21 protein-coding genes are annotated in these 20,812 nt (G+C 74.0%); 12 read left to right on the forward strand and 9 right to left on the reverse strand.

Annotated elements, in window-relative coordinates; all coding sequences use genetic code 11:
- Positions 1-140: 140 nt before the first annotated feature.
- The 3 genes from HS048_RS18890 to HS048_RS38905 all read left to right on the forward strand — a co-directional run bounded on the left by HS048_RS18890 (position 141) and on the right by HS048_RS38905 (position 3,323).
- On the forward strand, positions 141-329 hold the full coding sequence (locus tag HS048_RS18890; protein WP_068903054.1) for a hypothetical protein: 189 nt from the start codon (positions 141-143) through the stop codon (positions 327-329).
- 97 nt (positions 330-426) lie between these two features.
- On the forward strand, positions 427-1,317 hold the full coding sequence (locus tag HS048_RS18895; protein WP_230881763.1) for an SIR2 family protein: 891 nt from the start codon (positions 427-429) through the stop codon (positions 1,315-1,317).
- Positions 1,314-3,323 carry a tetratricopeptide repeat protein gene (locus tag HS048_RS38905; protein ID WP_196467678.1) on the forward strand — a complete coding sequence of 670 codons (2,010 nt, stop codon included), beginning with the start codon at positions 1,314-1,316 and terminating at the stop codon, positions 3,321-3,323. Before HS048_RS18895 ends, HS048_RS38905 begins: the two co-directional genes overlap by 4 nt.
- On the opposite strand, the gene HS048_RS18905 is transcribed toward HS048_RS38905, so the two are convergent.
- The 5 genes from HS048_RS18905 to HS048_RS18925 all read right to left on the reverse strand — a co-directional run bounded on the left by HS048_RS18905 (position 3,225) and on the right by HS048_RS18925 (position 9,203).
- Positions 3,225-4,613: an MFS transporter gene (locus HS048_RS18905; RefSeq protein WP_196467679.1), complete on the reverse strand. Its 1,389-nt coding sequence runs from the start codon at positions 4,611-4,613 to the stop codon at positions 3,225-3,227. The genes HS048_RS38905 and HS048_RS18905 overlap by 99 nt on opposite strands.
- A gap of 426 nt (positions 4,614-5,039) precedes the next feature.
- Complete coding sequence (locus HS048_RS18910; RefSeq protein ID WP_196467680.1) at positions 5,040-6,452, reverse strand: NAD(P)/FAD-dependent oxidoreductase; 1,413 nt, start codon at positions 6,450-6,452, stop codon at positions 5,040-5,042.
- Positions 6,453-6,615: 163 nt separating this feature from the next.
- Complete coding sequence (locus HS048_RS18915) at positions 6,616-7,122, reverse strand: low molecular weight protein-tyrosine-phosphatase (RefSeq protein WP_196467681.1); 507 nt, start codon at positions 7,120-7,122, stop codon at positions 6,616-6,618.
- A gap of 133 nt (positions 7,123-7,255) precedes the next feature.
- Positions 7,256-8,407, reverse strand: coding sequence for a cellulose binding domain-containing protein (locus HS048_RS18920; protein WP_196467682.1), 1,152 nt, complete (start codon positions 8,405-8,407; stop codon positions 7,256-7,258).
- Positions 8,408-8,606: 199 nt separating this feature from the next.
- Positions 8,607-9,203, reverse strand: coding sequence for a TspO/MBR family protein (locus HS048_RS18925; protein WP_196467683.1), 597 nt, complete (start codon positions 9,201-9,203; stop codon positions 8,607-8,609).
- 269 nt (positions 9,204-9,472) lie between these two features.
- Here HS048_RS18925 and HS048_RS18930 point away from each other — a divergent pair, with 269 nt between their 5' ends.
- Both HS048_RS18930 and HS048_RS38550 read left to right on the forward strand, forming a co-directional pair.
- Positions 9,473-10,066 (forward strand): MarR family winged helix-turn-helix transcriptional regulator, encoded by a 594-nt coding sequence (locus tag HS048_RS18930; protein ID WP_196467684.1) that lies wholly within the window; start codon positions 9,473-9,475, stop codon positions 10,064-10,066.
- A 162-nt stretch (positions 10,067-10,228) separates the two neighbouring features.
- On the forward strand, positions 10,229-10,951 hold the full coding sequence (locus tag HS048_RS38550; protein WP_068903042.1) for an NADPH-dependent FMN reductase: 723 nt from the start codon (positions 10,229-10,231) through the stop codon (positions 10,949-10,951).
- Between the two features lie 65 nt (positions 10,952-11,016).
- Here the strand turns inward: HS048_RS38550 and pgm are convergent, their stop codons facing one another.
- Positions 11,017-12,654 (reverse strand): phosphoglucomutase (alpha-D-glucose-1,6-bisphosphate-dependent), encoded by a 1,638-nt coding sequence (gene pgm, locus HS048_RS18940; RefSeq protein ID WP_196467685.1) that lies wholly within the window; start codon positions 12,652-12,654, stop codon positions 11,017-11,019.
- Between the two features lie 197 nt (positions 12,655-12,851).
- On the opposite strand from pgm, the gene HS048_RS18945 reads away from it, so the two are divergent.
- Complete coding sequence (locus HS048_RS18945) at positions 12,852-13,757, forward strand: diacylglycerol kinase family protein (protein WP_196467686.1); 906 nt, start codon at positions 12,852-12,854, stop codon at positions 13,755-13,757.
- 131 nt (positions 13,758-13,888) lie between these two features.
- Here the strand turns inward: HS048_RS18945 and HS048_RS18950 are convergent, their stop codons facing one another.
- Entirely contained in the window at positions 13,889-14,074 is a 186-nt protein-coding gene (locus tag HS048_RS18950; protein ID WP_196467687.1) for a hypothetical protein, read from the reverse strand.
- 17 nt (positions 14,075-14,091) lie between these two features.
- Here HS048_RS18950 and HS048_RS18955 point away from each other — a divergent pair, with 17 nt between their 5' ends.
- Entirely contained in the window at positions 14,092-14,727 is a 636-nt protein-coding gene (locus tag HS048_RS18955; RefSeq protein WP_068903036.1) for a hypothetical protein, read from the forward strand.
- Between the two features lie 143 nt (positions 14,728-14,870).
- On the opposite strand, the gene HS048_RS18960 is transcribed toward HS048_RS18955, so the two are convergent.
- Positions 14,871-15,446, reverse strand: a complete 576-nt coding sequence (locus HS048_RS18960; RefSeq protein ID WP_084008963.1) for an ATP-binding protein — start codon at positions 15,444-15,446, stop codon at positions 14,871-14,873.
- A gap of 160 nt (positions 15,447-15,606) precedes the next feature.
- On the opposite strand from HS048_RS18960, the gene HS048_RS18965 reads away from it, so the two are divergent.
- The 4 genes from HS048_RS18965 to HS048_RS18980 all read left to right on the forward strand — a co-directional run bounded on the left by HS048_RS18965 (position 15,607) and on the right by HS048_RS18980 (position 19,114).
- The gene (locus HS048_RS18965) at positions 15,607-15,843 is read left to right on the forward strand and encodes a DUF397 domain-containing protein (protein WP_191897186.1); all 237 of its coding nucleotides are present in this window, start codon (positions 15,607-15,609) and stop codon (positions 15,841-15,843) included.
- 116 nt (positions 15,844-15,959) lie between these two features.
- The gene (locus HS048_RS18970; protein ID WP_196467688.1) at positions 15,960-16,865 is read left to right on the forward strand and encodes a helix-turn-helix transcriptional regulator; all 906 of its coding nucleotides are present in this window, start codon (positions 15,960-15,962) and stop codon (positions 16,863-16,865) included.
- Between the two features lie 97 nt (positions 16,866-16,962).
- Entirely contained in the window at positions 16,963-17,502 is a 540-nt protein-coding gene (locus HS048_RS18975) for a DinB family protein (RefSeq protein WP_196467689.1), read from the forward strand.
- Between the two features lie 133 nt (positions 17,503-17,635).
- Positions 17,636-19,114 (forward strand): SDR family oxidoreductase, encoded by a 1,479-nt coding sequence (locus HS048_RS18980; protein WP_196467690.1) that lies wholly within the window; start codon positions 17,636-17,638, stop codon positions 19,112-19,114.
- Between the two features lie 39 nt (positions 19,115-19,153).
- Here HS048_RS18980 and HS048_RS18985 read toward each other — a convergent pair whose 3' ends face one another.
- Positions 19,154-19,792, reverse strand: coding sequence for a TetR/AcrR family transcriptional regulator (locus HS048_RS18985; RefSeq protein ID WP_196467691.1), 639 nt, complete (start codon positions 19,790-19,792; stop codon positions 19,154-19,156).
- 74 nt (positions 19,793-19,866) lie between these two features.
- Between HS048_RS18985 and HS048_RS18990 the strand changes: the two genes are divergently transcribed.
- Entirely contained in the window at positions 19,867-20,757 is an 891-nt protein-coding gene (locus HS048_RS18990; protein WP_196467692.1) for an SDR family NAD(P)-dependent oxidoreductase, read from the forward strand.
- Positions 20,758-20,812: the final 55 nt, after the last annotated feature.

Below are 20,812 nucleotides of genomic sequence, written 5' to 3' on the forward strand. Positions count from 1 at the left end.
AGGTTGATTCACGGGGTGGGGTATCCCAGAATGATTTGAACACCGGTATCAAGGTCCCGGGCGATCGGAGGGCAGGGCGGCCGCACTGTTTCCGGGCCGACCGTAACTCCGGGATGGACTGGGAAAGTGGAGGAGTGCTTATGCGCGAGGGCGAGGCGGGCTCCGAAGCCGCGGCGGTTCTCATCGATCTCGACGGGATTTCCCTGGAGGACGTCCGAGAAATCGGAAATGACGGCCTGAACAGGATGCTGCGGTCACTCCTCCTGGACGACCGGCCTCCGCTGGCAGGATTCTCGGCCTCCATCAAGGCCCAGTCCGGAGCGGCGTGATCCCTGCCGGGCGTTGACCGGGCCAATAGAGTCGTACGGCATCGGCCCGTGATCCGCCGGGCCGGCGGTCGACGAGGTGGTGCCGTGCGTGTACGACATGGGTGACGCCGAATGGGAGCGCCTGATCTACCAGCTGAGAAGCGGGGACTGCACGCCGTTCCTGGGGTCGGGGGCGTGCGTGGGGACCCTGCCGACGGGAACGGCGCTCAGCCGGGAAATGGCGCGCCGCTGGGGATATCCCTACGGAGACGACCACGACCTCCCCCGGGTGGCGCAGTTCGGGGCGATCAAATACGGCGACGCCGTGCATGTCAAGAGACTGGTCTGCGACGAGCTGGACGCGGCGGATCCCCCGGATTTCCTCCATCCGCTGGAACCCCACGGGCTGCTGGCGGAATTTCCCCTCCCGGTGTATCTGACGACCAACTACGACGACTTCATCTTCCGCTCCCTGAAAGCGGTGGGGAAACGCCCGAACGTGGCCGTCTGCCCGTGGAACAAGGACATCGCCTACGCCGAGAAGCTGTTCAGCAACGAGGCCGGATGGAACCCCCAGCCGGACACGCCGCTCATCTACCACCTGCACGGAAACCTGCAGGATCCGACGTCGATCGTGCTGGCCGAGGACGACTACCTCGAGTTCCTCACCAGCCTCGCGGCCGAGGGCGTCGCGGGCAGCCAGCGGATGCTGCCCACCTCGATCCTCGCGGCGCTGACCCGGCGGCCCCTGCTGTTCATCGGCTACAGCCTGCAGGACTGGACGTTCCGCGTCCTGTTCCGCGGGCTGCTGAGGGCGGTCCCCGGCATCAACCGGCGCAGGCACATCAGCGTGCAGCTCGCCCCCTCGCTCGACACCAGCAAGGCGGACGTGAAGGACGTGCAGCGGCAACTGGCCAGATACTACGAGGACTGGCGGATCTCCATCTTCTGGGGGACCGCCGAGGAGTTCTGCATGGAGCTGCGGCGGCGGATGGGGTCGATGCCGTGAACCCGAACGATGCCCGCCCGGCGCCGGCGGCCGAACCGTACGTCGGGCTGCGGGCGTTCCGGCGGGAGGACAGCGCCCGCTTCTTCGGGCGGGCCAGGGAGTCGCACGAGATCGCGGACCTCTGGCAGGCCAACAGGCTGACCATCCTCTACGGCCCTTCGGGGGTGGGCAAGACCTCGCTCATCCAGGCAGGCGTGCTCCCGCTGATGGATCCGACCACGGTCGACATCCTGCCGATCGGCCGCGTGTCGCACGGCTCCCCCTTCCCCTCGGCCGCGCTCTCGCAGCACAACCCGCACGTCTTCGCCCTGCTGTCGTCCTGGTCTCCGGAGGAGACGCCCACCAGGCTGGCCGGCCTGACGCTCCGCGGGTTCCTGCGGCGCAGACCACCGCGCCAGGATCCGTACGGAGATCCCGTGCTGACCCTGGCGGCGATCGACCAGGCGGAGGAGCTGTTCGGCGACCTCGCCCACCGCCAGCCGTACCGGGAATGGTTCATCGACCAGCTCGTGGAGGCGCTGGAGGCGGATCCGCACCTGCGCCTGCTCGTGTCGATCCGCGAGGACTACCTGGCCGCGATCCTCCCCCACGAGCCCAGACTGGCCGGGCCGTCCAGGGGCCGCTTCCCGCTCGCCGCGCTCGACACGGCGGCGGCGGTGCGGGCGACGGAGGGCCCCCTGGAGGGCACCGGCCGGTCCTTCGCGCCGGGAGCGGCCGAGGGGCTGGTGGAGGACCTGCGCAGGATCCGGGTGGGAAAGGCGCTCGGGGAGGAGGTCGTGGCCGACGCGAAGGTGGTCGAGCCGGTCCAGCTCCAGGTCGTCTGCTCCACCATGTGGCGCTCCCTTCCCGCCGACGTACGGATCATCACCGCCGAGCACGTGCGCCGCTTCGCCGACGCCGACCGGTCGCTCACCGGCTTCTTCGAAAGGATGATCACCGAGGTGTCCCGCGACCACCTCGACGGGGACACCGATCGCCTGCGGACCTGGCTGCGCCGCAACTTCATCACGGAGCAGGGCAAGCGTGAGATCGTCTACCAGGGCGAGACCCTCACGGCAGGGGAGCCGAACCGCGTGGTCAGGGCGCTGGTGGAGCGCCACATCCTGCGGGAGGACCTCCGGGCGGGCGCGCGCTGGTGCGAGCTCTCGCACGAGCGGCTCATCCAGCCCATCCTCCAGCACGGCCGCGCCGCCGAGCCGGTCGAGAGCCGGGCCACCCCGGACGAGTACCTGCGCGCCGCCGAGCTCGCCTTCCGCGACGGCGAGTTCGGACTGGCCGCGAAACAGGCGGAGGAGGCGCTGAGCAGGTGCGGGGACGACACGTGGCTCCGCGCGGAGATCGAATCCTTCCTCGGCAACGTCGCGCACCGGCGCGAGGACTTCGAGAAGGCGGTCGCGCACTACCGCACGGCCGCGGTCCTGTTCGAGACGCTGGGCGCGACCACCGCGGTGGGCCGGCTGCTCGCCGGGATCGGGCGGCTCCGGCTGGCGCAGGGGCGGCCCGCGGTCGCGGTGCAGGAGCTGTACTCCGCGATCCGCCGCGTCCCCGGCGACACCGCCATCCAGACCGAACTCGCCTGGGCCCTGTGGTACGGCGGGCACCCCGACGCGGCGAGGGACGTCCTGAACGACGCCCTCGCCCGGGAGGGGGACGCCGCGGAGGCGCTGCGGGCGCGGGGCGAGATCCTGGCCGACCTCGGCCGGACGGCGGAGGCCCTGCACGACCTCGAACGGGTCCGGCCGCTGCAGTGGCCGTCCACCCGGGCGGCGTACGCCCTCGCGCTCGCCTCCGAAGGGCGGGCCGCCGAGGCGGACCGGGAGATCACGGCCGTGCTGGCCGAAGCGGGCGACCACGGCCCCGTCCTGCTGTACGCGGCCAAGGTCAGGGAACTGGCCGGTGACGCCCCCTCAGCGGCCGGTCTGGCTCGGCGTGCGAAGGCCGCGGTGGCTCCGCGGCTTCCTCCGCACCTGACCGCAGAGGCGGACCGCCTGGCGGAACAGGTCTGACCGGCGGCAGACCGGTTCCGGGACGGGCGGGCCGAGGTCCTCCGGCCGCCGGCGGATCCGGCCGGAGACGGGCGGACCAGCGGGAGTTCCGCTCCGGAGGACCCTGCGGAGCGGGACCGCCACGGCCACGGACAGGGTGATGCCGGACATGACGAGGAACAGGCTCCTCGTCGCCGCCGGCACCCCCACCGCGGAGACGAGGAACCCGCCGAGCGGCGCCGCCAGGCACACGGCCCCGTGGGTGGTGAGCCGGTGCACGCTGACCACCCGGGCGAGCTTGCCCTCGGCGACCCGATCGATCTCGAAGGCCCTGACGGACATGTTGCTGAGCGCTCCGGCGCACCCCATCAGGAACAGCGCGGCGCCGAAGAAGACGGGGGACTCGCCCACGACCGGGATGAGGAGGGCGAACGCCCATATCCACATGTGGGCGAAGAGCAGGATCTCCCGGGGAGGCCCGAGCGGCGCCAGGCGCGGTTCCAGCAGCGGATGCCGGAGCAGGCGCCGCAGCGGAGGCGCCAGAGCCGACCCGAGCACACCGCCCAGGCCGCTGGCCGCGAGGACCAGGCCGACCTCCAGGGGGGAGTGGGTCACCGAACCGGCGACGAAGACGATGATCAACATATTGATCATCAGGTTCGTGACCGTGGTCAGCGCCATGGCGTTGCGCAGGAAGCGATGGCTCCTGAGCTCCCCGACGCCGGCCGTCATCTCCTGGAGGAACGACGTCTTCCCGCCGCCGGGGGCCGCAGTCCGCAGCACGTGGCGCTCCCCGCCGCCCGGCAGGGTGAGAACGGCGGTGAGCGAGGCGAGGAAGAGGAGCGTGTTCATCACGAACGGCACGCAGTGGCCGAGCCCGAACAGGAACCCTCCCACGGGCCTGGCCGCCATCACCGCGACGTGGGAGCTCGTCTCACTCGTGGCCAGCATGCCGACGAGACTCGCCCGGGGGACCGCGGACCGGATCAGGGCGGTCTCCGCCAGCGAGTAGACGACCCAGAAGGTGCCCTCCACGAAGGCCGCCGCCAGCAGGTGGGGGAGGGTGACGCCCCCGAAGAGCACGGCCAGGAACACGCTCGCCACCGCCAGCAGGCGAGCCGCCTCGGTGGCCGCCATGACGGCGCGTGCGGTCATCCGGTCGACGAGGAGACCCGCCGGGACGTAGAAGAGCAGGGTCGGAAGGGTCAGGGCGAAACCGGCCCAGCCGACGTGCACCGGCGACTTCGTCAGCGACAGGGCCAGCAGCGGGTAGGTGACCCCGAGGGTCCGGAACCCCACGGCCGAGGACATCGAACCCGCGCAGATGCGGATGAGGTCCCAGCGCGACCGGGTCTCCGCCCCGTGGGGCCCGCGGGAGGACGGCGGAGTCTCCTCCCGAGGACGGGGATCATCGGATCGCGGGGCGTCCGGAGCCGCCGGGGGCACCCCAGGCTCCGCTCCCACGATCCGTTCGTCCCCTCTGCTCCTGCCAGCGTCGTCGGGAACAGCCCATCGTGAAGAACGGAGGGGAGAGCTGCAGCGACCCTCGTTGCCGGAGGGAAAATGGTGGCTTTTTGGGCAGCCGACTACCAGAGGGAACCCGTGCCCGATGATCACCCTGGGTCGTCCGCGGGCAGCAGCATAGCGCTGGTCGCGGCCTTCTGCGACGCCGTCGGCCGGCTCCCCTCACTCCGGCGCTCCTCGGGGAGGGCACGGCGTGCCGTACCGGCCGGGAGGTCACAGGCCGTAGGCCTCCAGCAGGCGCAGCCAGATCTCGCTGACCGTCGGGAACGACGGCACCGCGTGCCAGAGCCGCTCCAGCGGCACCTCGGCGGTGACCGCGATCGTGGCGGCGTGCAGCAGCTCGGCCGCGCCGGGACCGGCGAAGGTGACGCCCAGCAGCACCCGCCGCTCGGTGTCCACCACGGCCTTGGCCCGGCCCCGGTAACCGTCCCCGAGCAGGTAGGCGCCGCTCACCGCGCCCAGGTCGTACTCGACCGCGCGGACCGGGAAGCCCTCCTCTCGGGCGCGGGCCTCGGTCCGGCCGACCGCGCAGACCTGCGGGTCGGTGAAGACCACCTGCGGCGCGCCGTAGCCGCCCGCGAGGTCCCGCAGCGCGGGCAGGTCGTCGGGCTCGCCCTTGGCCCGGGCGGCGATGACGTCGCCGCAGACGCGGGCCTGGTACTTGCCCATGTGGGTGAGCAGGTCGCGGCCGTTGACGTCGCCCACGGCGTACAGCCAGCCGCCGTCGACGCCGGTGGCGCGCATGCTGTCGTCGACGGCCACGGGCCGGTCGCCGGCCAGCCCCACGCTCTCCAGGCCCAGGCCGGCGACGGCGGGCCGGCGGCCGGTGGCCACCAGCAGCTCGTCGGCCTCGACCGGCGGGCCCGACGACAGGTGCACGGTCACCGGCCCGCCCGGCGCGGGCCGCTCCACCCGGGTCACCTCCGTGCGGGTCCGCACGGTGATGCCGGAGGCGGCGAACGACTCGGCCACCAGGTCGGAGGCGAACGGCTCCAGCCGTTCCAGCAGCCGCTCCCCGCGCACCAGCACCGTGGTCTCCAGCGTGCCGAGCCCGTGCATGGCCTGCGCCATCTCGCAGGCGACCACGCCGCCGCCGATCACGGCCAGCCGCTCCGGGACCGCCTCGGCGGCGGTGACCTCGTGGCTGGTCCACGGTGCGGCCTCGGCCAGGCCCGGCACCGGCGGGACCGCGGCGCGGCTCCCGGTGGCCAGTACGACCGCGTGCCGGGCGGTCAGCGACCGCGAGGCGCCGTCGGGCAGGTCCACCCGGACCCGCCGCGGGCCGTCCAGCCGCCCCCGCCCCCGGACGAACTCCGCCGGCACGCCCTCGATCCACTCGACCTGACCGGCGTCGTCGTAGCGGGAGACGGCCTCGTCCCGGCGCGCCAGCACGGCGGCGGCGTCGATCGGACCGATGTCCAGGCCCGGCACCCGGCGGGCCTCGGCGGCCAGCTCGACCGGGCGGAGCAGGGCCTTGCTGGGGATGCACGCCCAGTAGGAGCACTCGCCGCCGGCCAGGTTCTCCTCCACGATCGCGGCGCTCAGCCCGCCCCGCACGGCCCTGTCCGCGACGTTCTCACCGGCCGGCCCGGCACCGATCACGATCACGTCGAACTCGTCCGCCACCACTGCCTCCTGTCGGGAACGCGCGCCGGAGATCCCGTGTCGCCGTGCCGGTTCCACCGCCCCCGTATCTTCCCCAGCCGCGCGGGACCATCGCAACGCGGGTGCGCCGGGTCCGCCCGGCGGCACTCGTCCGGCCCGCCCGCCCGCGGTCAGCCGCGGCCCCTTACGGGCGCGGGGCGGACTCCCGCGGATGCGGGGCCCGCAACCTCTCCGCCAGTTCCCCGGCCAGCCCCTCGGCGGCGGCCTCGATCATCTCCAGCACCTCGGTGAAACCCTCGTGGTCGCCGTAGTAGGGGTCGGGCACCTCGGCGCCCTCCGGGGCGGCCGGGTCGAAGGAGCGGAAGAGCCGCACGTCGGCGCCCGGTGGGGCCAGCCGGCGCAGGGCGCGGAGGTTCTCCCGGTCCATGGCGAGCACCAGGTCCGCCTGGCCGTACCACTCCCGCAGGAACTGCCTGGCGCGGTGCGCGGAACCGTCGTAGCCGCGACCGGCCAGCGCCGCGGCGGCGCGCTCGTCCATCGGGCGGCCCTGGTGCCAGCCGCCGGTGCCCGCGCTGTCGACGGTGACGAGACCGTCCAGGCCGCGGTCGGCGACGGCCTTCCTCAGCACGACCTCGGCCATGGGGGAGCGGCAGATGTTCCCCAGGCACACCACGCAGACGCGATAGCTCATGGCGTCCATTCTCCGCGGTCCGCAGGACCGGTCCGCGCCGCAGGAGGGCCGCCGGGACCGCAGGCGGGCCGGGGCCGCAGGACGGCCCCGTGCCCCGGAGGGGCCGCTCCCTCCGGGGCGCTCGCCGGAGCGGCTATCCGGCCGTGCAGGACATGATGGGGGCGACGGTGGGGGTCCCGGAGGCGAGGAAGCCGAAGGACGTGCTCGCCCCGGCCGCCAGGGAGCCGTTCCAGGAGGCGTGCTTCGCGGTCACGGCGGAGCCGGTCTGGGTGACCGCGGCGTTCCAGGCCTGGCTGACCCGCTCGCCTCCGGAGGTCCAGTCCACGGACCAGCCGCTGATCGCGGAGGCTCCCGCGTTCCGCACGGTCACCTCGCCCTGGAAGCCGCCGGACCACTGGTTCACGACCCGGTAGGCGGCCGTGCAGCCGCTTCCGGTGGTGGGGGTCGAGGTCGGCCTGCCCGTGGGGGTGACGGTGGGGGTCGAGGTGGGGGTCGAGGTGGGGGTCGAGGTGGGGGTCGAGGTGGGGGTCGAGGTGGGGGTGGCGGTCGGGGTGGCGGTCGGTCCGGCCCCGAGCAGCGCGGTCAGGGCGGGGAACCACCGGTCGGCGATCTTCCGGTCGCCGGCCGCGTTGGGGTGCACCCCGTCGCCCGTGTCGGTGGCGGTGTCGAAACCCGTCCACTGGTCGACCACCACGACGGGCGAGCGCGCGGTCGTCTTGCCCGCCGCCCAGCCGGGGATCGCCGCGTTGAGCGCCGCGACCCGCCGGCCGCACTCGCCGCACGAGCCCGGGTTCATCGGGATGATCTGGGCGACCAGGATCTTCATGTCGGGGTTGCTCTCGCGCATCTGGTCGACCAGCCTGCCGTAGGCGGCCAGGATGGTCGCGGTGGAGCGGTTGCTCCACGCGTCGTTGGTTCCGAAGTGCATCATCACGATGTCGGGCCGCGTCGCCGAGAGCCAGGCCGGGAGCTGGTCCTGGTCGGCCACGTTGGTCGCCAGGAAGCCGCCGTGCCCCTCGTTCTCGCCGTCGTAGGGGAAGCCGCAGCCCTGCGGCGGCAGCGTCCCGACGAAGTCCACCGACGCGGCCAGCCCGGCCTCCTGGAGGCGCTGCCAGAGCAGGGCCCGCCAGCAGCCGGGGGAGCCGGTGATCGAGTCCCCGAGGGCCATGATCCTGGTCGGCGCGGCCCGCGCCGACAGCGCGGCGCCCGCCGTACCCGCCAGCACGAACCCCAGGGCGGCGGCCATCGCCGCCAGTACCGCCAGCACCGTCTCGCCTCTGCGCATCGCCCGCTCCCGTCGTGGCCCGGCGCGATGCTAGACATCCGCACCGGGCCAGGGGAAGCGGGCCGCTCCCCGGCACCGCGCCGACCTGCGGCTCCGCCGGTGCGGCGATGTAACTTTCAGTCCGCGGCCAGGTCTCCGGTGCGGTCCTCAGCCCGGTCCCCGGCTCGGTCTCCGGTGCGGTCCTCGGATCGGCCCCGGTTCAGTCCTCCGCCGGGTTGAGGCGGACGATCGCGGTGTTGAGGGCGGTGGCGAACAGCGTCCACGCGCCGTAGGGGAGCAGCACCGCCCCGGCGGCCCGGTCGGTCGCCCACGCCTGCCTGATCAGGTCCGCGTTCGAGGCGTTGAGCGCGGTGATCTCGGCCAGGGCGAGCTTGGGCGAGCGGCCTCGGAAGAAGGCCAGGCTCCAGCCGGCGTTGAGGACGAGGTTGGCCGCCAGGCGGGCGGCGAACGCGGTGCGGTCGGTCCCCTCCCGGCGGTCGAGGACACGGGCCGCCCCGACGGCGATCAGGCCGTACAGCGGTGTCCACACCAGGCCGAACGCTTGTGACGGCGGCTGCCAGGACGGCTTGCGCAGCCGCCGGTACCACAGGGAGGCGGGCTTGGTCGCCAGGCTGCCGACGGCGGCCGCCGCGCTCACGGCGAGCAGCGTCCTGGCCAGGGTGCGGCCGCGGACGCCCGCGCGGGCCCGGACGATCTCCTCCGTACGGCGCCGCGCCCGGCTCGGGGCGTCGCCCTCCGTACGGTGCCCCGGGTCCGTCCGCGCGGAGGACGGGATGCTGGACGATGTCGTCTTCATGGTCGGCCCCTACCCCGGCCACCGGTGATATGCCGCAGCCGGGGTGGTGAGCCGACGCCGAGGTGGCATGACGCCCGACGCGGGGAGGGCGCCCGGGTGGCATGGCGCCCGGTCCGGGAGGGTGGCTGGGTGAGGTGACTCCCGGTCCGGGAGGGCGGGCCGGTGAGGTGGCTCCCGGTCCGGGAGGCGGTTCGCGCTCCGGCGCGGGCCGCGCCGAGACGGGACGACCCGGCGAGGGATGGATGCAACAGCGCTGTTATGTTGATGGGATGCCTTTCCTCGACTCCGGGCCGGGCCTGCTCGGGACCCGCCTGCGCCACCTGCTCGAACTGCTGGACGCGGACGTCGCGGCCGTCTACGCCGAGCTGGGGGAGGCGGGGTTCCGCCCCCGGTTCACCCCCGTCCTGCGGGCGCTGGCCGCGTTCGGTCCCTCCTCCATCCGCGAACTGGCGGACGCGATCGGGGTGACCCACTCCGCGGCGAGTCAGACGGTGGCCCATATGGCGGGGGAGGGGTTCGTCGTCCTGATGCCGGGAGCGGACGCGCGCCGCCGGATCGTGCACCCCACCGCGAAGGCCGAGGCGCTGCTCCCGATGCTGGAGGCGGAATGGGCGGCCACCGCCGCGGCGGCCGCCGAGCTCGAGGCGGAGCTGTCGTTCCCGCTGAGCCGGCTCGTCGACGAAGTGCTGGAGGCCCTGAGCCGGCGGCCGATGAGGCAGCGGATCGCCGACGCGGCGCCGGACCTGGCCGCCCGGGCCCGTGCGGGGCGGGAAGACGGACGGCAGGGGGTGGAGGCGGAGACGGGAGACATCGGCGCCGGGGCCGGGGCGGGAAGGGCCGCGGAGGGCGGGCGCCGGGACTGACTGCGGGCCTGCGGCACATGGGTCACCGCAGGTGACATATGCCGCATATGTACCTTTACTACGAAATGGCAACTTCATGCACTATCGGTACGCTGATCATGTTCGTTGCCTCCTTCCTCGGGCACAAGCGCCGTGACGTCGCTCAGGGGAAGGGGTTCGGGGATGAAGATCGTGGGGATCGCGGGAAGCCTGCGGCCGGCGGCACACGTCGGCAGGCTGCTGGAGGCGGTGGCGGGGGAGCTGCCCGTCTCCGCGGACTTCACGGTGTGGGAGGGGCTCGGGAAGATCCCGCCCTTCACGGACGGCCCGCTTCCGGGGTCCGCCGGGGAGTTCTGCGATCTCCTGTCCGGTGCGGACGGGCTGCTGATCACCGCCCCCGAGCACAGCGTCCTGCCGGTCCAGCTGCTCCACGCGCTGGAGTGGGCGTCGCGGCCCGGCGCGGGCGCCGTCCTGCTGGGCAAGCCCGTCGCCGTGGTCACGGCCTGCGTCCGCCCGCACGAGGCGATGTGGGCGCAGACCGCGCTGCGGCGCCCGCTCGGTGTCGCCGGTGCCGTCGTGTACGGGGCCGACCTGTCCGCCTCTCCGGCCCTGCGGCAGTTCGACGCCGCCGGCCGCCTCGCCGACCCGGTGGCGCGCGACCGGGTCAGCGCCGTGGTGGAGGCGCTGTGCTCGCGGGCGGGGGTGCTTTCGCGGGAGGCCGCGGCCGGGAAGGCGGCGCTGGAGGGCGCGCCCGGGAAGGTGCTGGAGACCCTGTCCGGCAGGGTCCCGGACAGGGTCTCCCTGGACAGGGTCTCGGGCACGGCTCCGGTGGCGCTCCAGGGCAGGACCCAGGCGCCCGTGCCGGTGGTGATCCCGGAGAAGGCCGCGGAGAAGATCCCCGTGTGACCGCACGCCCGGTCCCGGGCCGGGAGCCGGGGCTCTCGGTCCTCGGTCCGGGAGGCGGAGGCCTCTCAGCCCAGGGAGGCCGAGACCAGGGCCCTGGCCTCCCGCTGGACCTCGGCCAGGTGGTCCGGGCCCTTGAAGGACTCGGCGTAGATCTTGTAGACGTCCTCCGTGCCGGAGGGCCGGGCGGCGAACCAGGCGCTGTCGGTGCAGACCTTGACGCCGCCGAGGGCGGCGCCGTTGCCGGGCGCGGAGGTGAGCACCTGGGTGATCGGCTCGCCCGCCAGGGTGCCGGCGGTGACCTGATCGGCGGAGAGCCTGGACAGCACGGCCTTCTCCTCCCGGGTCGCCGGGGCGTCGACGCGGGCGTAGGCGGGGTCGCCGAACCGCGCCACCAGGCCGGCGTAGTGCTCGCTGGGGGAGCGGCCGGTGGTCGCGATGATCTCCGCGGCCAGCAGGGCCAGGATCAGGCCGTCCTTGTCGGTGGTCCACACCGATCCGTCGCGGCGCAGGAAGGACGCGCCCGCGCTCTCCTCCCCGCCGAAGCCGAGTGAGCCGTCGAGCAGGCCCGGCACGAACCACTTGAACCCGACGGGCACCTCGACCAGCCGCCTGCCCAGACCGGCGGCGACCCGGTCGATCATGCCGCTGCTCACCAGGGTCTTGCCGACCCCGGCGCCGGCCGGCCAGTCCGGCCGGTGGGAGTACAGGTAGGAGATGGCCACGGCGAGGTAGTGGTTGGGGTCCATCAGACCGCCGTCGGGGGTCACGATCCCGTGCCGGTCGGAGTCGGCGTCGTTGCCGGTGGAGACGTCGAAGGCGTCGCGGTTCGCGATCAGCGAGGCCATGGCGTGCGGGGAGGAGCAGTCCATGCGGATCTTCCCGTCCCAGTCGAGCGTCATGAAGCGCCAGGTGGGATCGGTCAGCGGGTTGACCACGGTCAGGTCCAGCCGGTGCCGCTCGGCGATCTCGCCCCAGTAGGCCACGCTCGCCCCGCCCAGCGGGTCGGCGCCGATGCGCACCCCCGCCGCGCGGACCGCGTCCAGGTCCACCACCGAGGGCAGGTCGCCGACGTACGAACCGAGGAAGTCGTACCGGACGGTGGTGTCGGCGGCCAGCGCCCGGGCGAGCGGGATCCGCCGGACCTCCTTCAGTCCGTCGGCGATCAGCGTGTTCGCCCGGTCCTGGATCCAGGAGGTGGCGTCGGTGTCGGCCGGTCCGCCGTGCGTCGGGTTGTACTTGAAACCGCCGTCACCCGGGGGATTGTGCGAAGGGGTCACGACCACGCCGTCGGCCAGGCCGGTCGTCCGCCCGCGGTTGTGGGAGAGGATCGCGTGCGAGACCGCGGGCGTCGGGGTGTAGCCGTCGCGGTCGTCGATCATGACCGTCACCCCGTTGGCCGCGAACACCTCCAGCGCCGAGACCCGGGCGGGTTCGGACAGGGCGTGCGTGTCGGCCCCGAGGAAGAGCGGGCCGTCCACGCCCTGCGCCGCCCGGTACTCCACGATGGCCTGGCTGGTGGCCAGGATGTGGTCCTCGTTGAACGCGGCGTCCAGCGCCGAGCCGCGGTGCCCCGAGGTGCCGAACGCCACCCGCTGGCCCACCTCTCCGGGATCGGGGCGCAGCGCGTAGTAGGAGGTCACCAGCCGGGCCACGTCCACCAGGTCGGACGGCCGGGCGGGCTGCCCGGCGCGCTCATGCGTCATCGAAGTCTCCTCAATATCGTCATCGACAACGCTACATACCCGTCATTTGGGGGTTTCGACGGGCGCGCCGTGACCACCGTGCGGATCTCCGCAGCCGTACCCGGGAGGCCCGGGGAGCGTGACCGCCGCTCCCGGGGGCAGGGTCCGGCCGGGGTGACCGGAGGAGCCGGTGCCGGGCCGAGGGCGGAGGGACGGTAATGGCCGAGCTGCTGGCGATCTGCAACAGGAGGGCGGGCGGTGCGGGCGAGGCCGCGCTGGAGGCGGCCCTCGGCACGCTGCGCCGGGGGGCGGACGTGGTGGAGGCCGAGGCCGGCGACGGTCTGGACGGGGTGCTCGGCGCCCACCCCGGCCGGGACGTGGTCGTACTCGGCGGGGACGGCTCGCTGCACGCGGCGGTCGCCGCCCTGCACCGCCGGGGCGAGCTCGGCGCCCGGACCGTGGGCCTCGTCCCGCTGGGCACCGGCAACGACTTCGCCCGCGCGCTCGGGCTCCCGTCCGATCCCGGGGCCGCGGCCCGCGTGGTGCTCGCCGGGCACCGCCGTCCGATGGACCTGCTGGTGGACGACGACGGGGGGATCGTCGTCAACGCCGTCCACCTCGGCGCGGGCGCGGAGGCCTCGGAGCGGGCGGCACCGCTCAAGCCGGTGCTCGGGAAGCTGGCCTACCCCCTCGGCGGGCTGCTCGCGGGGGTGCGGAGCCGGGGGTGGCGGCTGCGGGTGACGGTGGACGGGCGGCCGCTCGCGCACGGGCGCCGGGTCCTGATGGTCGCCGTCGGCAACGGCGTCACGATCGGCGGCGGCACGCCCCTCACCCCGCGCGCCCGGCCGGACGACGGGAGGGTGGACGTGGTGGTCGCCGCGACGACGGGCCCGCTGGCCAGGCTGGCCTACGCCCTGCGGCTGCGCCGCGGGACCCACCTCGACCTGCGCGACGTGGTCACGGACCGGGGCGGGGAGGTGGCCGTGTCGGGCGATCCCGTCCCGGTGAACGCCGACGGCGAGCTGACCGGCCCGGTCACCGGCCGCCGCTGGACGGTTCTGCCCGCGGCCTGGCGGATCTACGCCGCGGAGGCGCCGCCCGCGGAGCCGTCGGGGACGGGCTGAGACCCCGGTCTCCGCCCCCCGGTCCCGGTGGGCGGTGTGTGGATCAGGTCCCCGCTCCCGGTCCCGGTGGGCGGTGTGCGGATCAGGTCCGCGGTCCCGCCCGGCCGGCGGACCGGCCGGGCGGGGCGTTCCTACTCCTCGTCGGTCCCCTGCCCGGCGGGGGTGTCCGTCGAGGCCTCCTCCAGGCGGGAGCGGAGCCGCATGCGGATCTCGTCGGGAGTGTAGGCGCGGCGGCGCCGTTCTGCCCGCGCGACCACCGCTCCGGTCGCCGCGACGCCCGCGATCCCTGCCAGGCCGAGTATCTTCCACCAGCGCATGTACTTAGAGTATGGGAATGTCCGCTACGAGCATCAGCCTCGACGAGGCACTGGACCTGACACGAACCGGCGACGTGTGGCTGTTCCGCGGGCGCTCGGTGCCGGACCGGGCCATCCAGACCGTGACCAACAGCCCGGTCAACCACGTCGGGATGTCCGTCGTCATCGACGACATGCCGCCGCTGATGTGGCACGCCGAGCTCGGCAGGTCGCTGCCCGACATGTGGTCGGGCACCCACCAGCGCGGGGTCCAGCTGCACGACCTGCGCGAGGCGGTGCAGGTCTGGGCCACCCGGTACGGCCAGCGCGGCTGGCTGCGCCAGCTCGAGCCGGAGACGACCGCCGAGATGGAGGAGGCCGTCCTGCGCACGATCGCCCGCCTGGACGGCACGCCGTTCCCCTCCACGGCCCGGCTCGCCGGGCGGTGGGCCCGCGGCCGGCTGCCGAGGATCCTCAAGCGAGGCGGGGAGCAGAGCGCTCTGGAGAGCGCCTACTGCGCCGAGGTCGTGGCCGTCACCTACGAGGCGATGGGCCTGCTGCCCGGCGGGCGCCGCCCGAACTGGTACGACCCGGGCCGGTTCTGGAGCGGGGACGACCTCGAGCTGAGCGGCGGCTTCCACCTGGGCGGGGAGATCACCGTCAAGACCGCCTGATTCCTCCGCCCCGGGTGGTTCCCCGTCCGCCGGCACCCTCCGCGCGCCGGCGGACGAGGAGGCGGGGAGCGGCCGGCGGGGCGGGACGGGGCGGGGCCCTGCGGGGCCGGGGTCCGCAAACCGGCGGGGTCCTGCGGGACGGGTCAGCGGCAGGACTCCAGGTGCCGGGCGTGCGCGGCGGAGGGCAGGAACGCCGCCCACACGGCCTTGCCCCCGGTCTCCAGCGGGGACCACCCCCAGGTGTGGCTGACCCCCCGCACGATCTGCAGCCCGCGGCCGCTCTCCGCCTCGTCGTCGAAGTCCCGCAGCCGGGGCCCCTGGTCGCAGGGGTCGGTGACCGCGCACAGCACCGAGCGCTCCGTGCTGCACAGCACGATCCTGGCGTGCCTGCGGGAGGGGGCGTAGGACGCGTTCACGACCCCGTGGCGCAGGGCGTTGGCCACCAGCTCCGAGACCGCGAGGGTGACGTCGTCGACGAGTGCGGCCAGTCCCCAGGACCGCAGGGAGGCCGAGGTGAAGTCCCGGGCCGTCCGGGTGGCGCACGGCTCGTCGCGCAGGCTCCGGACCGCCATCTGCAACTGGTCGAGCTGGCCGTCCCCGTCCGACCAGGGCGGCAGGCCGCTGGGCGGGAGCAGGTGGTCGAGCATCGACAGCCAGCGCTCCCATCCGCAGATCTCTGCCCGGACGGAAGCGACGTCGTGCCGTGGATAACCAGTCATCGGCGACCTTGGGGGAGAGGCGGCGATCGCGTAACGAGGGGTCTAGCCCAGTCATCTTGCCTGGGGGTGATGTGCAAACGCAAGTACAGATGCACGTGCATCTGCACACGGGTCTATGCTGCTTCCAGTGTTCCCCTGCCTGATTCGGTGAGAGGCGAGGATGGATCAGCTGCGTAACGGCATGGCGGCGGCTCTCCTGGGCGAGGCGCGGTGGCGCAAGAGCCGCTTCAGCAACCCCAGCGGGAACTGCGTGGAGGTGGCCGGGCTGCCCGGCGGCGCGGTGGCCGTACGGAACTCGCGCGACCCCGAGGGGCCGGCGCTGATCTACACGCGCGCGGAGGTCGACGCCTTCGTCCGGGGCGTGAAGGACGGCGAGTTCGACGACCTCATCGACTGAGGCGGTTGAAGAATAAAGTTCCATCTGGTCCGGGGCGGCCCGCCGGAGTACCGTGAAGGCCGCGACGACCACGAGGGGTGGGCGCAGACTCGCACTCCGTGCACGAAGGACCGCCGATGACCAGATCCCACGCCCACGACGAGCCCACCGATCCCATCCTCATGGCCGGGCCGCGGGGGAGCTCGACGGTGCTGCGGATCGTGCTCGGCGCCCAGCTGCGCAGGCTCCGCGAGGCGCGGCACATCACCCTGGAGCAGGCGGGCCGGACGATCCGCGCCTCCCACTCGAAGATCAGCCGGATGGAGCTCGGCCGGGTCGGCTTCCGGATCCGGGACGTGGCCGACCTGCTCACGCTGTACGGCGTGCTGGACGAGGGCGAGCGCGGGGCGCTGCTGGGCCTCGTCGAGCAGGCCAACCAGCCCGGCTGGTGGCACAACTACGGCGACGTCCTGCCGAGCTGGTTCGAGACCTACGTCGGCCTGGAGGAGTCCGCCTCCGTCATCCGCAACTACGAGGTCCAGTTCGTCCCGGGCCTGCTGCAGAGCGAGGACTACGCGCGGGCCGTGATCAGGCTGGGCCACGCGGACGCCTCCGAGGCCGAGCTCCGCAGGAGGGTGGGGCTGCGCACGGCGCGCCAGCGGCTCCTGCGCGCCTCCGAGCCGCCCCACCTGTGGGCGGTGCTCGACGAGGCGGTGCTGCGCCGCCCGCTCGGCGGGCCCGAGGTCATGCGCGGCCAGATCGACCACATCCTCGACGCGATCGAGCTGCCCAACGTGACGGTCCAGATCGCGCCGTTCAGCATCGGCGGCCACGCCGCGGCGGGCGGGCCGTTCAGCATCCTGCGCTTCGCCCAGCCCGACCTGCCCGACATCGTCTACATGGAGCAGCTGACCAGCGCCGTCTACCTGGAGAAGCGCGACGAGGTCGAGCGCTACCTGGAGGTGATGGAGCGCCTGTGCATCGCGGCCGAGCCCGCGTCGGAGACCGCGGCGATCCTCACCCGCATCCGCGAGGAGCTGTAACGTCCTTCCGGTCCGGCGGAGACGGACGGTTCACCCGGGATCCGGATCGGCGTCTCTCCCCTGGTCCGGCGGGCGGCCGATGTCTAGACTCCCGCGCATGACCCAGCTGGACGATCAGGGCCGTCCCGAGCCTCCTCTGGAGGCCGACGAGGCCGGCACCCTCCTGGGCTTCCTGGACTTCCAGCGCGCGACCCTGGAGTGGAAGTGCGCGGGACTGGACGCCTCCGGCCTGAGGGCGACCGTCGGCGCGTCGCCGATGACCCTGGGCGGCCTGCTCAAGCATCTGGCCTACGTCGAGGACGACTGGTTCTCCCGCTGGCTGCACGGGCAGGAACGGCGGCCCCCGTGGGACACGGTGGACTGGGAGGCCGACCCCGACTGGGACTGGCGCTCGGCCGCCGGGGACCCGCCGGAGGAGCTCCACGCGCTCTGGCGGGACGCGGTGGCCCGGTCCCGCTCCCTGACCGAGGACGCGCTGGCAGCCGGAGGCCTGGAGCAGCGGGCCCGGCGCACCTGGCCCGACGGCCGGGCGCCCAGCCTGCGCTGGATCCTGGTCCACATGATCGAGGAGTACGCACGGCACAACGGTCACGCCGACCTCCTCCGGGAGTCGGTGGACGGGCTCACCGGGGAGTGACCGTCGCACCGCCGTGGCCGGGCCGTATCGGCCCGAGGGCGGGATCGGTGCTCGCGACGCACGGAAACCACTGAAACGTCATGAAACGGCCAGGCAGGCAACCTCCGTTGTCCGCCTGACGAAGAATGTCCACGTGAGATGCCTCGTCACGGGAGCCACGGGATACATCGGCGGGCGGCTCGTGCCCGAACTGCTGGCGGCGGGCCATGACGTGCGGTGCATGGCGCGCGAGCCCGGCCGCCTGCGGGACCAGCCGTGGGCGGAGCGGGTGGAGACCGCCCGGGCCGACGCGGCGGACGCCGAGGCGACCCGGGCGGCGCTCGACGGCGTCGACGTCGCCTACTACCTCATCCACACGATGGGCGCGGGGAGGGACTTCGCCGCCGCGGACCGCCGGGCCGCCGAGACGTTCGCGGCCTGCGCGGAGCGGGCGGGTGTCCGGCGCATCGTCTACCTCGGAGGCCTCGCGCCGGACGAGGACCTCTCGCCGCACATGAGCTCCCGCACCGAGGTGGGGGAGATCTTCCTCCGATCGGGAGTGCCCGCCGTGGTGCTGAGGGCGGCTGTGATCATCGGTTCGGGATCGGCCTCGTTCGAGATGCTGCGCCACCTCACCGAGCGCCTCCCGGTGATGACGACGCCCCGCTGGGTCCGGACCAGGACCCAGCCCGTCGCCATCCGCGACGTCCTGCGCTACCTGGTGGGCTGGGCGGGCGTGGCGGAGGAGGTGAACCGCTCCTTCGACGTCGGCGGCCCGGACGTGCTGAGCTACGCCGGCATGATGCGCGGGTACGCCGAGGTCGCGGGGCTGCCCCGGCGGGTGATCATCCCGGTTCCGCTGCTCAGCCCCGCCCTGTCGAGCCACTGGGTCGGGCTGGTCACCCCGGTGCCCGCGGCCCTCGCCCGCCCGCTGGTGGAGTCGCTGCGCAACGAGGCCGTCTGCCGGGAGCACGACATCGCCGCCTACCTGCCCGACCCGCTCCAGGGCCTGGTCCCCTTCAGGGAGGCGGTCGCCCTGGCGCTGCGGCGGATCCGGGAGGCGGAGGTCGCCACCCGCTGGTCGTCCGCCTCGACGCCCGGCGCGCCGAGCGATCCGCTGCCCACCGACCCCGACTGGGCGGGCGGCACCCTCTACACCGACCGGCGGGCCCGCCGCGTCGACGCCCCGCCGCAGGCGCTGTGGGAGGTGATCGAGTCCATCGGCGGCGAGAACGGCTGGTACTCCCTGCCCGCCGCGTGGCGGCTGCGCGGGCTCATGGACCGCCTGGCGGGCGGGGTAGGGCTGCGCCGGGGGCGCCGCGACCCCCGGCGGCTCCGCGTCGGCGACGCGGTCGACTTCTGGAGGGTGGAGGAGGTCGAGCCGGGACGGCTGCTCCGGCTGCGCGCGGAGATGCGCCTTCCCGGCCTCGCCTGGCTGGAGCTGAGCGTGCACCGGTCCGGCGGCCGGACGGTGTACGGCCAGCGCGCGCTCTTCCACCCCCACGGTCTGGCGGGCCACCTCTACTGGTGGGCGGTCTCGCCCTTCCACAGCCTGATCTTCGGCCGGATGCCGCGCAACGTGGCCGGGGCCGCGGAGCGCGGTGCCCGTCGGCGGGCCCTCTCCAAAAAATAAATCTACAACGTAAAGTCAATGGCTGGAAGCCGCTCACCCTTATCGCGGCGTGCACCGCGAGGAGAGCGCGGCCCGGGCCTGCTCCGGGGTGAGCGGGGGCACGGGCAGGGGGTGCGCGGCGGGGGCCCGGAAGGCGTCGAGGAGCAGCGCCAGGTGTCGTCGCCAGAGCTCGGGGGCGATGCCGGCGGTGGCCTCGACGGTGCGGGCGTGCCCCCAGACCACGAAGACCATGTCCTCCAGGACCAGGTCGGGGCGGAGGTCGCCGCTCTCCCGGGCCCGCTCGACGATCCGCCGCATGAGGGCGTAGCCGTCGGCCAGGGCCCGCTCGGTCGCGGGGGAGCGGGGCCCGCGGCCCGCGGCCAGGTCGTTGTAGCCGCGGTCGGCCGCCTGCAGCTCGCAGACGCCCTCCAGGAAGTGGACGAGCCCGTCCCAGGCGCGGGGGCGGGCCAGCGCCTCCTCGGCGAGCAGCCTGGTGGCCTCCACCCGATCGGCGAACACGGCGCCGACCAGCTCGGCCCGGTCCGGGAAGCGGTTGTAGAGCGTGCCGATGCTCACCCCGGCGCTGCGCGCGACCTCTTCCAGCGGGACGTCGAGGCCCTTCTCGGCGAAGAGCCGCCGGGCCGCGGCGACGAGCAGGTCGCGGTTGCGCTGGGCGTCCTTGCGGAGCGGTTTCGCCATGCCCCCATGCTAGCGAAGTTGAGGGTTCCCTCATCTTCGATTAAGTTGAGGGTCGTCTCAACTCAAGGAGAGCCATGAGGACGATCGTCATCACCGGCGGCACCGACGGCATCGGCCGGGCGCTGGCGCTGCGCCGCCTGCGCGGCGGGGACCGCGTCGTCGCGCTGGGCAGCGGACCGGTCAAGGGGGAGCGGTTCCTGGAGGAGGCCCGGCGGCTCGGGGCCGGGGACCGCGCGGTCTTCCGCCGGGCGGACCTCGCCTCGGCGGCGGTCTCGCGCGCCGTCGCGGCCGAGCTCGCGCAGGCGTACCCGGTCGTCGACGCCCTCGTGCTGGGGGCCTACCGCCACCACCCCGACCGGGTCGAGACCGCCGAGGGGTTCGAGCGGACCTTCGCCCTCTACGTGCTCAGCCGGCACCTGCTCGCCGAGGGCCTGCGCGGCTCGCTGGAGCGCGCGGACTCCCCGGTGGTCCTCAGCCTGTGCGGCGTCGGGACCAGGGCCGGCAGGATCGACTGGGACGACCTGCAGCAGGCCCGGGGGAGCTACCGGTCCCTGCGGGCGACGATGCAGGGGGCGCGGGCCAACGATCTCCTGGGCGTCTCGTTCGCCGAGCGGCACGCCGGAGGAAGGACCCGCTACGTCCTGTACAACCCGGGTTTCGTGGCGACCGGGATGGCGGAACCGCTCCGGCAGCCGACGCGCGGCCTGGTCCGGGCCATGGCCCGGCTGTTCGCCCGGTCGGCGGACGAGACCGCCCGGCAGGTCGCCGAGGTGCTGGACCGCCCGCCCGCCGCGCCGCTCAGCGGGTTCTTCCGGGGCGGGCCGGTGGACCTCGGCCGCCCCGGGTTCGACCGGGAGGCCGCGGCACGGCTCCACGGGGCGCTCCAGGACATGCTTGGGGAGACCGTACGGAGCGACCGCCCGGGAGGCGGCGGGGCCGGCCGACGGGAGGACCGTACGGACTGACCGCCCCGGGCCCCGGCGGGCGGGACGGGACACGGGGCGGCCGCCGGGGCCCGGG

Source organism: Planomonospora sp. ID91781 (assembly GCF_015711595.1).
Lineage (GTDB): Bacteria > Actinomycetota > Actinomycetes > Streptosporangiales > Streptosporangiaceae > Planomonospora > Planomonospora parontospora.

Excerpts from the sequence above, each read along its gene's own strand:
- HS048_RS18970 (WP_196467688.1), top strand. The coding sequence starts at position 15,960 with ATGACCAGATCCCACGCCCACGACGAGCCCACCGATCCCATCCTCATG.
- HS048_RS18955 (WP_068903036.1), top strand. The coding sequence starts at position 14,092 with ATGTCCGCTACGAGCATCAGCCTCGACGAGGCACTGGACCTGACACGA.
- HS048_RS18945 (WP_196467686.1), top strand. The coding sequence starts at position 12,852 with ATGGCCGAGCTGCTGGCGATCTGCAACAGGAGGGCGGGCGGTGCGGGC.
- HS048_RS18950 (WP_196467687.1), bottom strand. The coding sequence starts at position 14,074 with ATGCGCTGGTGGAAGATACTCGGCCTGGCAGGGATCGCGGGCGTCGCG.
- HS048_RS18890 (WP_068903054.1), top strand. The coding sequence starts at position 141 with ATGCGCGAGGGCGAGGCGGGCTCCGAAGCCGCGGCGGTTCTCATCGAT.
- HS048_RS18895 (WP_230881763.1), top strand. The coding sequence starts at position 427 with ATGGGTGACGCCGAATGGGAGCGCCTGATCTACCAGCTGAGAAGCGGG.
- HS048_RS18905 (WP_196467679.1), bottom strand. The coding sequence starts at position 4,613 with ATGTCCTCGGCCGTGGGGTTCCGGACCCTCGGGGTCACCTACCCGCTG.
- HS048_RS38550 (WP_068903042.1), top strand. The coding sequence starts at position 10,229 with ATGAAGATCGTGGGGATCGCGGGAAGCCTGCGGCCGGCGGCACACGTC.
- HS048_RS18975 (WP_196467689.1), top strand. The coding sequence starts at position 16,963 with ATGACCCAGCTGGACGATCAGGGCCGTCCCGAGCCTCCTCTGGAGGCC.
- HS048_RS18930 (WP_196467684.1), top strand. The coding sequence starts at position 9,473 with ATGCCTTTCCTCGACTCCGGGCCGGGCCTGCTCGGGACCCGCCTGCGC.
- HS048_RS18960 (WP_084008963.1), bottom strand. The coding sequence starts at position 15,446 with ATGACTGGTTATCCACGGCACGACGTCGCTTCCGTCCGGGCAGAGATC.
- HS048_RS18925 (WP_196467683.1), bottom strand. The coding sequence starts at position 9,203 with ATGAAGACGACATCGTCCAGCATCCCGTCCTCCGCGCGGACGGACCCG.
- pgm (WP_196467685.1), bottom strand. The coding sequence starts at position 12,654 with ATGACGCATGAGCGCGCCGGGCAGCCCGCCCGGCCGTCCGACCTGGTG.
- HS048_RS18990 (WP_196467692.1), top strand. The coding sequence starts at position 19,867 with ATGAGGACGATCGTCATCACCGGCGGCACCGACGGCATCGGCCGGGCG.
- HS048_RS18915 (WP_196467681.1), bottom strand. The coding sequence starts at position 7,122 with ATGAGCTATCGCGTCTGCGTGGTGTGCCTGGGGAACATCTGCCGCTCC.
- HS048_RS18965 (WP_191897186.1), top strand. The coding sequence starts at position 15,607 with ATGGATCAGCTGCGTAACGGCATGGCGGCGGCTCTCCTGGGCGAGGCG.
- HS048_RS18985 (WP_196467691.1), bottom strand. The coding sequence starts at position 19,792 with ATGGCGAAACCGCTCCGCAAGGACGCCCAGCGCAACCGCGACCTGCTC.
- HS048_RS18920 (WP_196467682.1), bottom strand. The coding sequence starts at position 8,407 with ATGCGCAGAGGCGAGACGGTGCTGGCGGTACTGGCGGCGATGGCCGCC.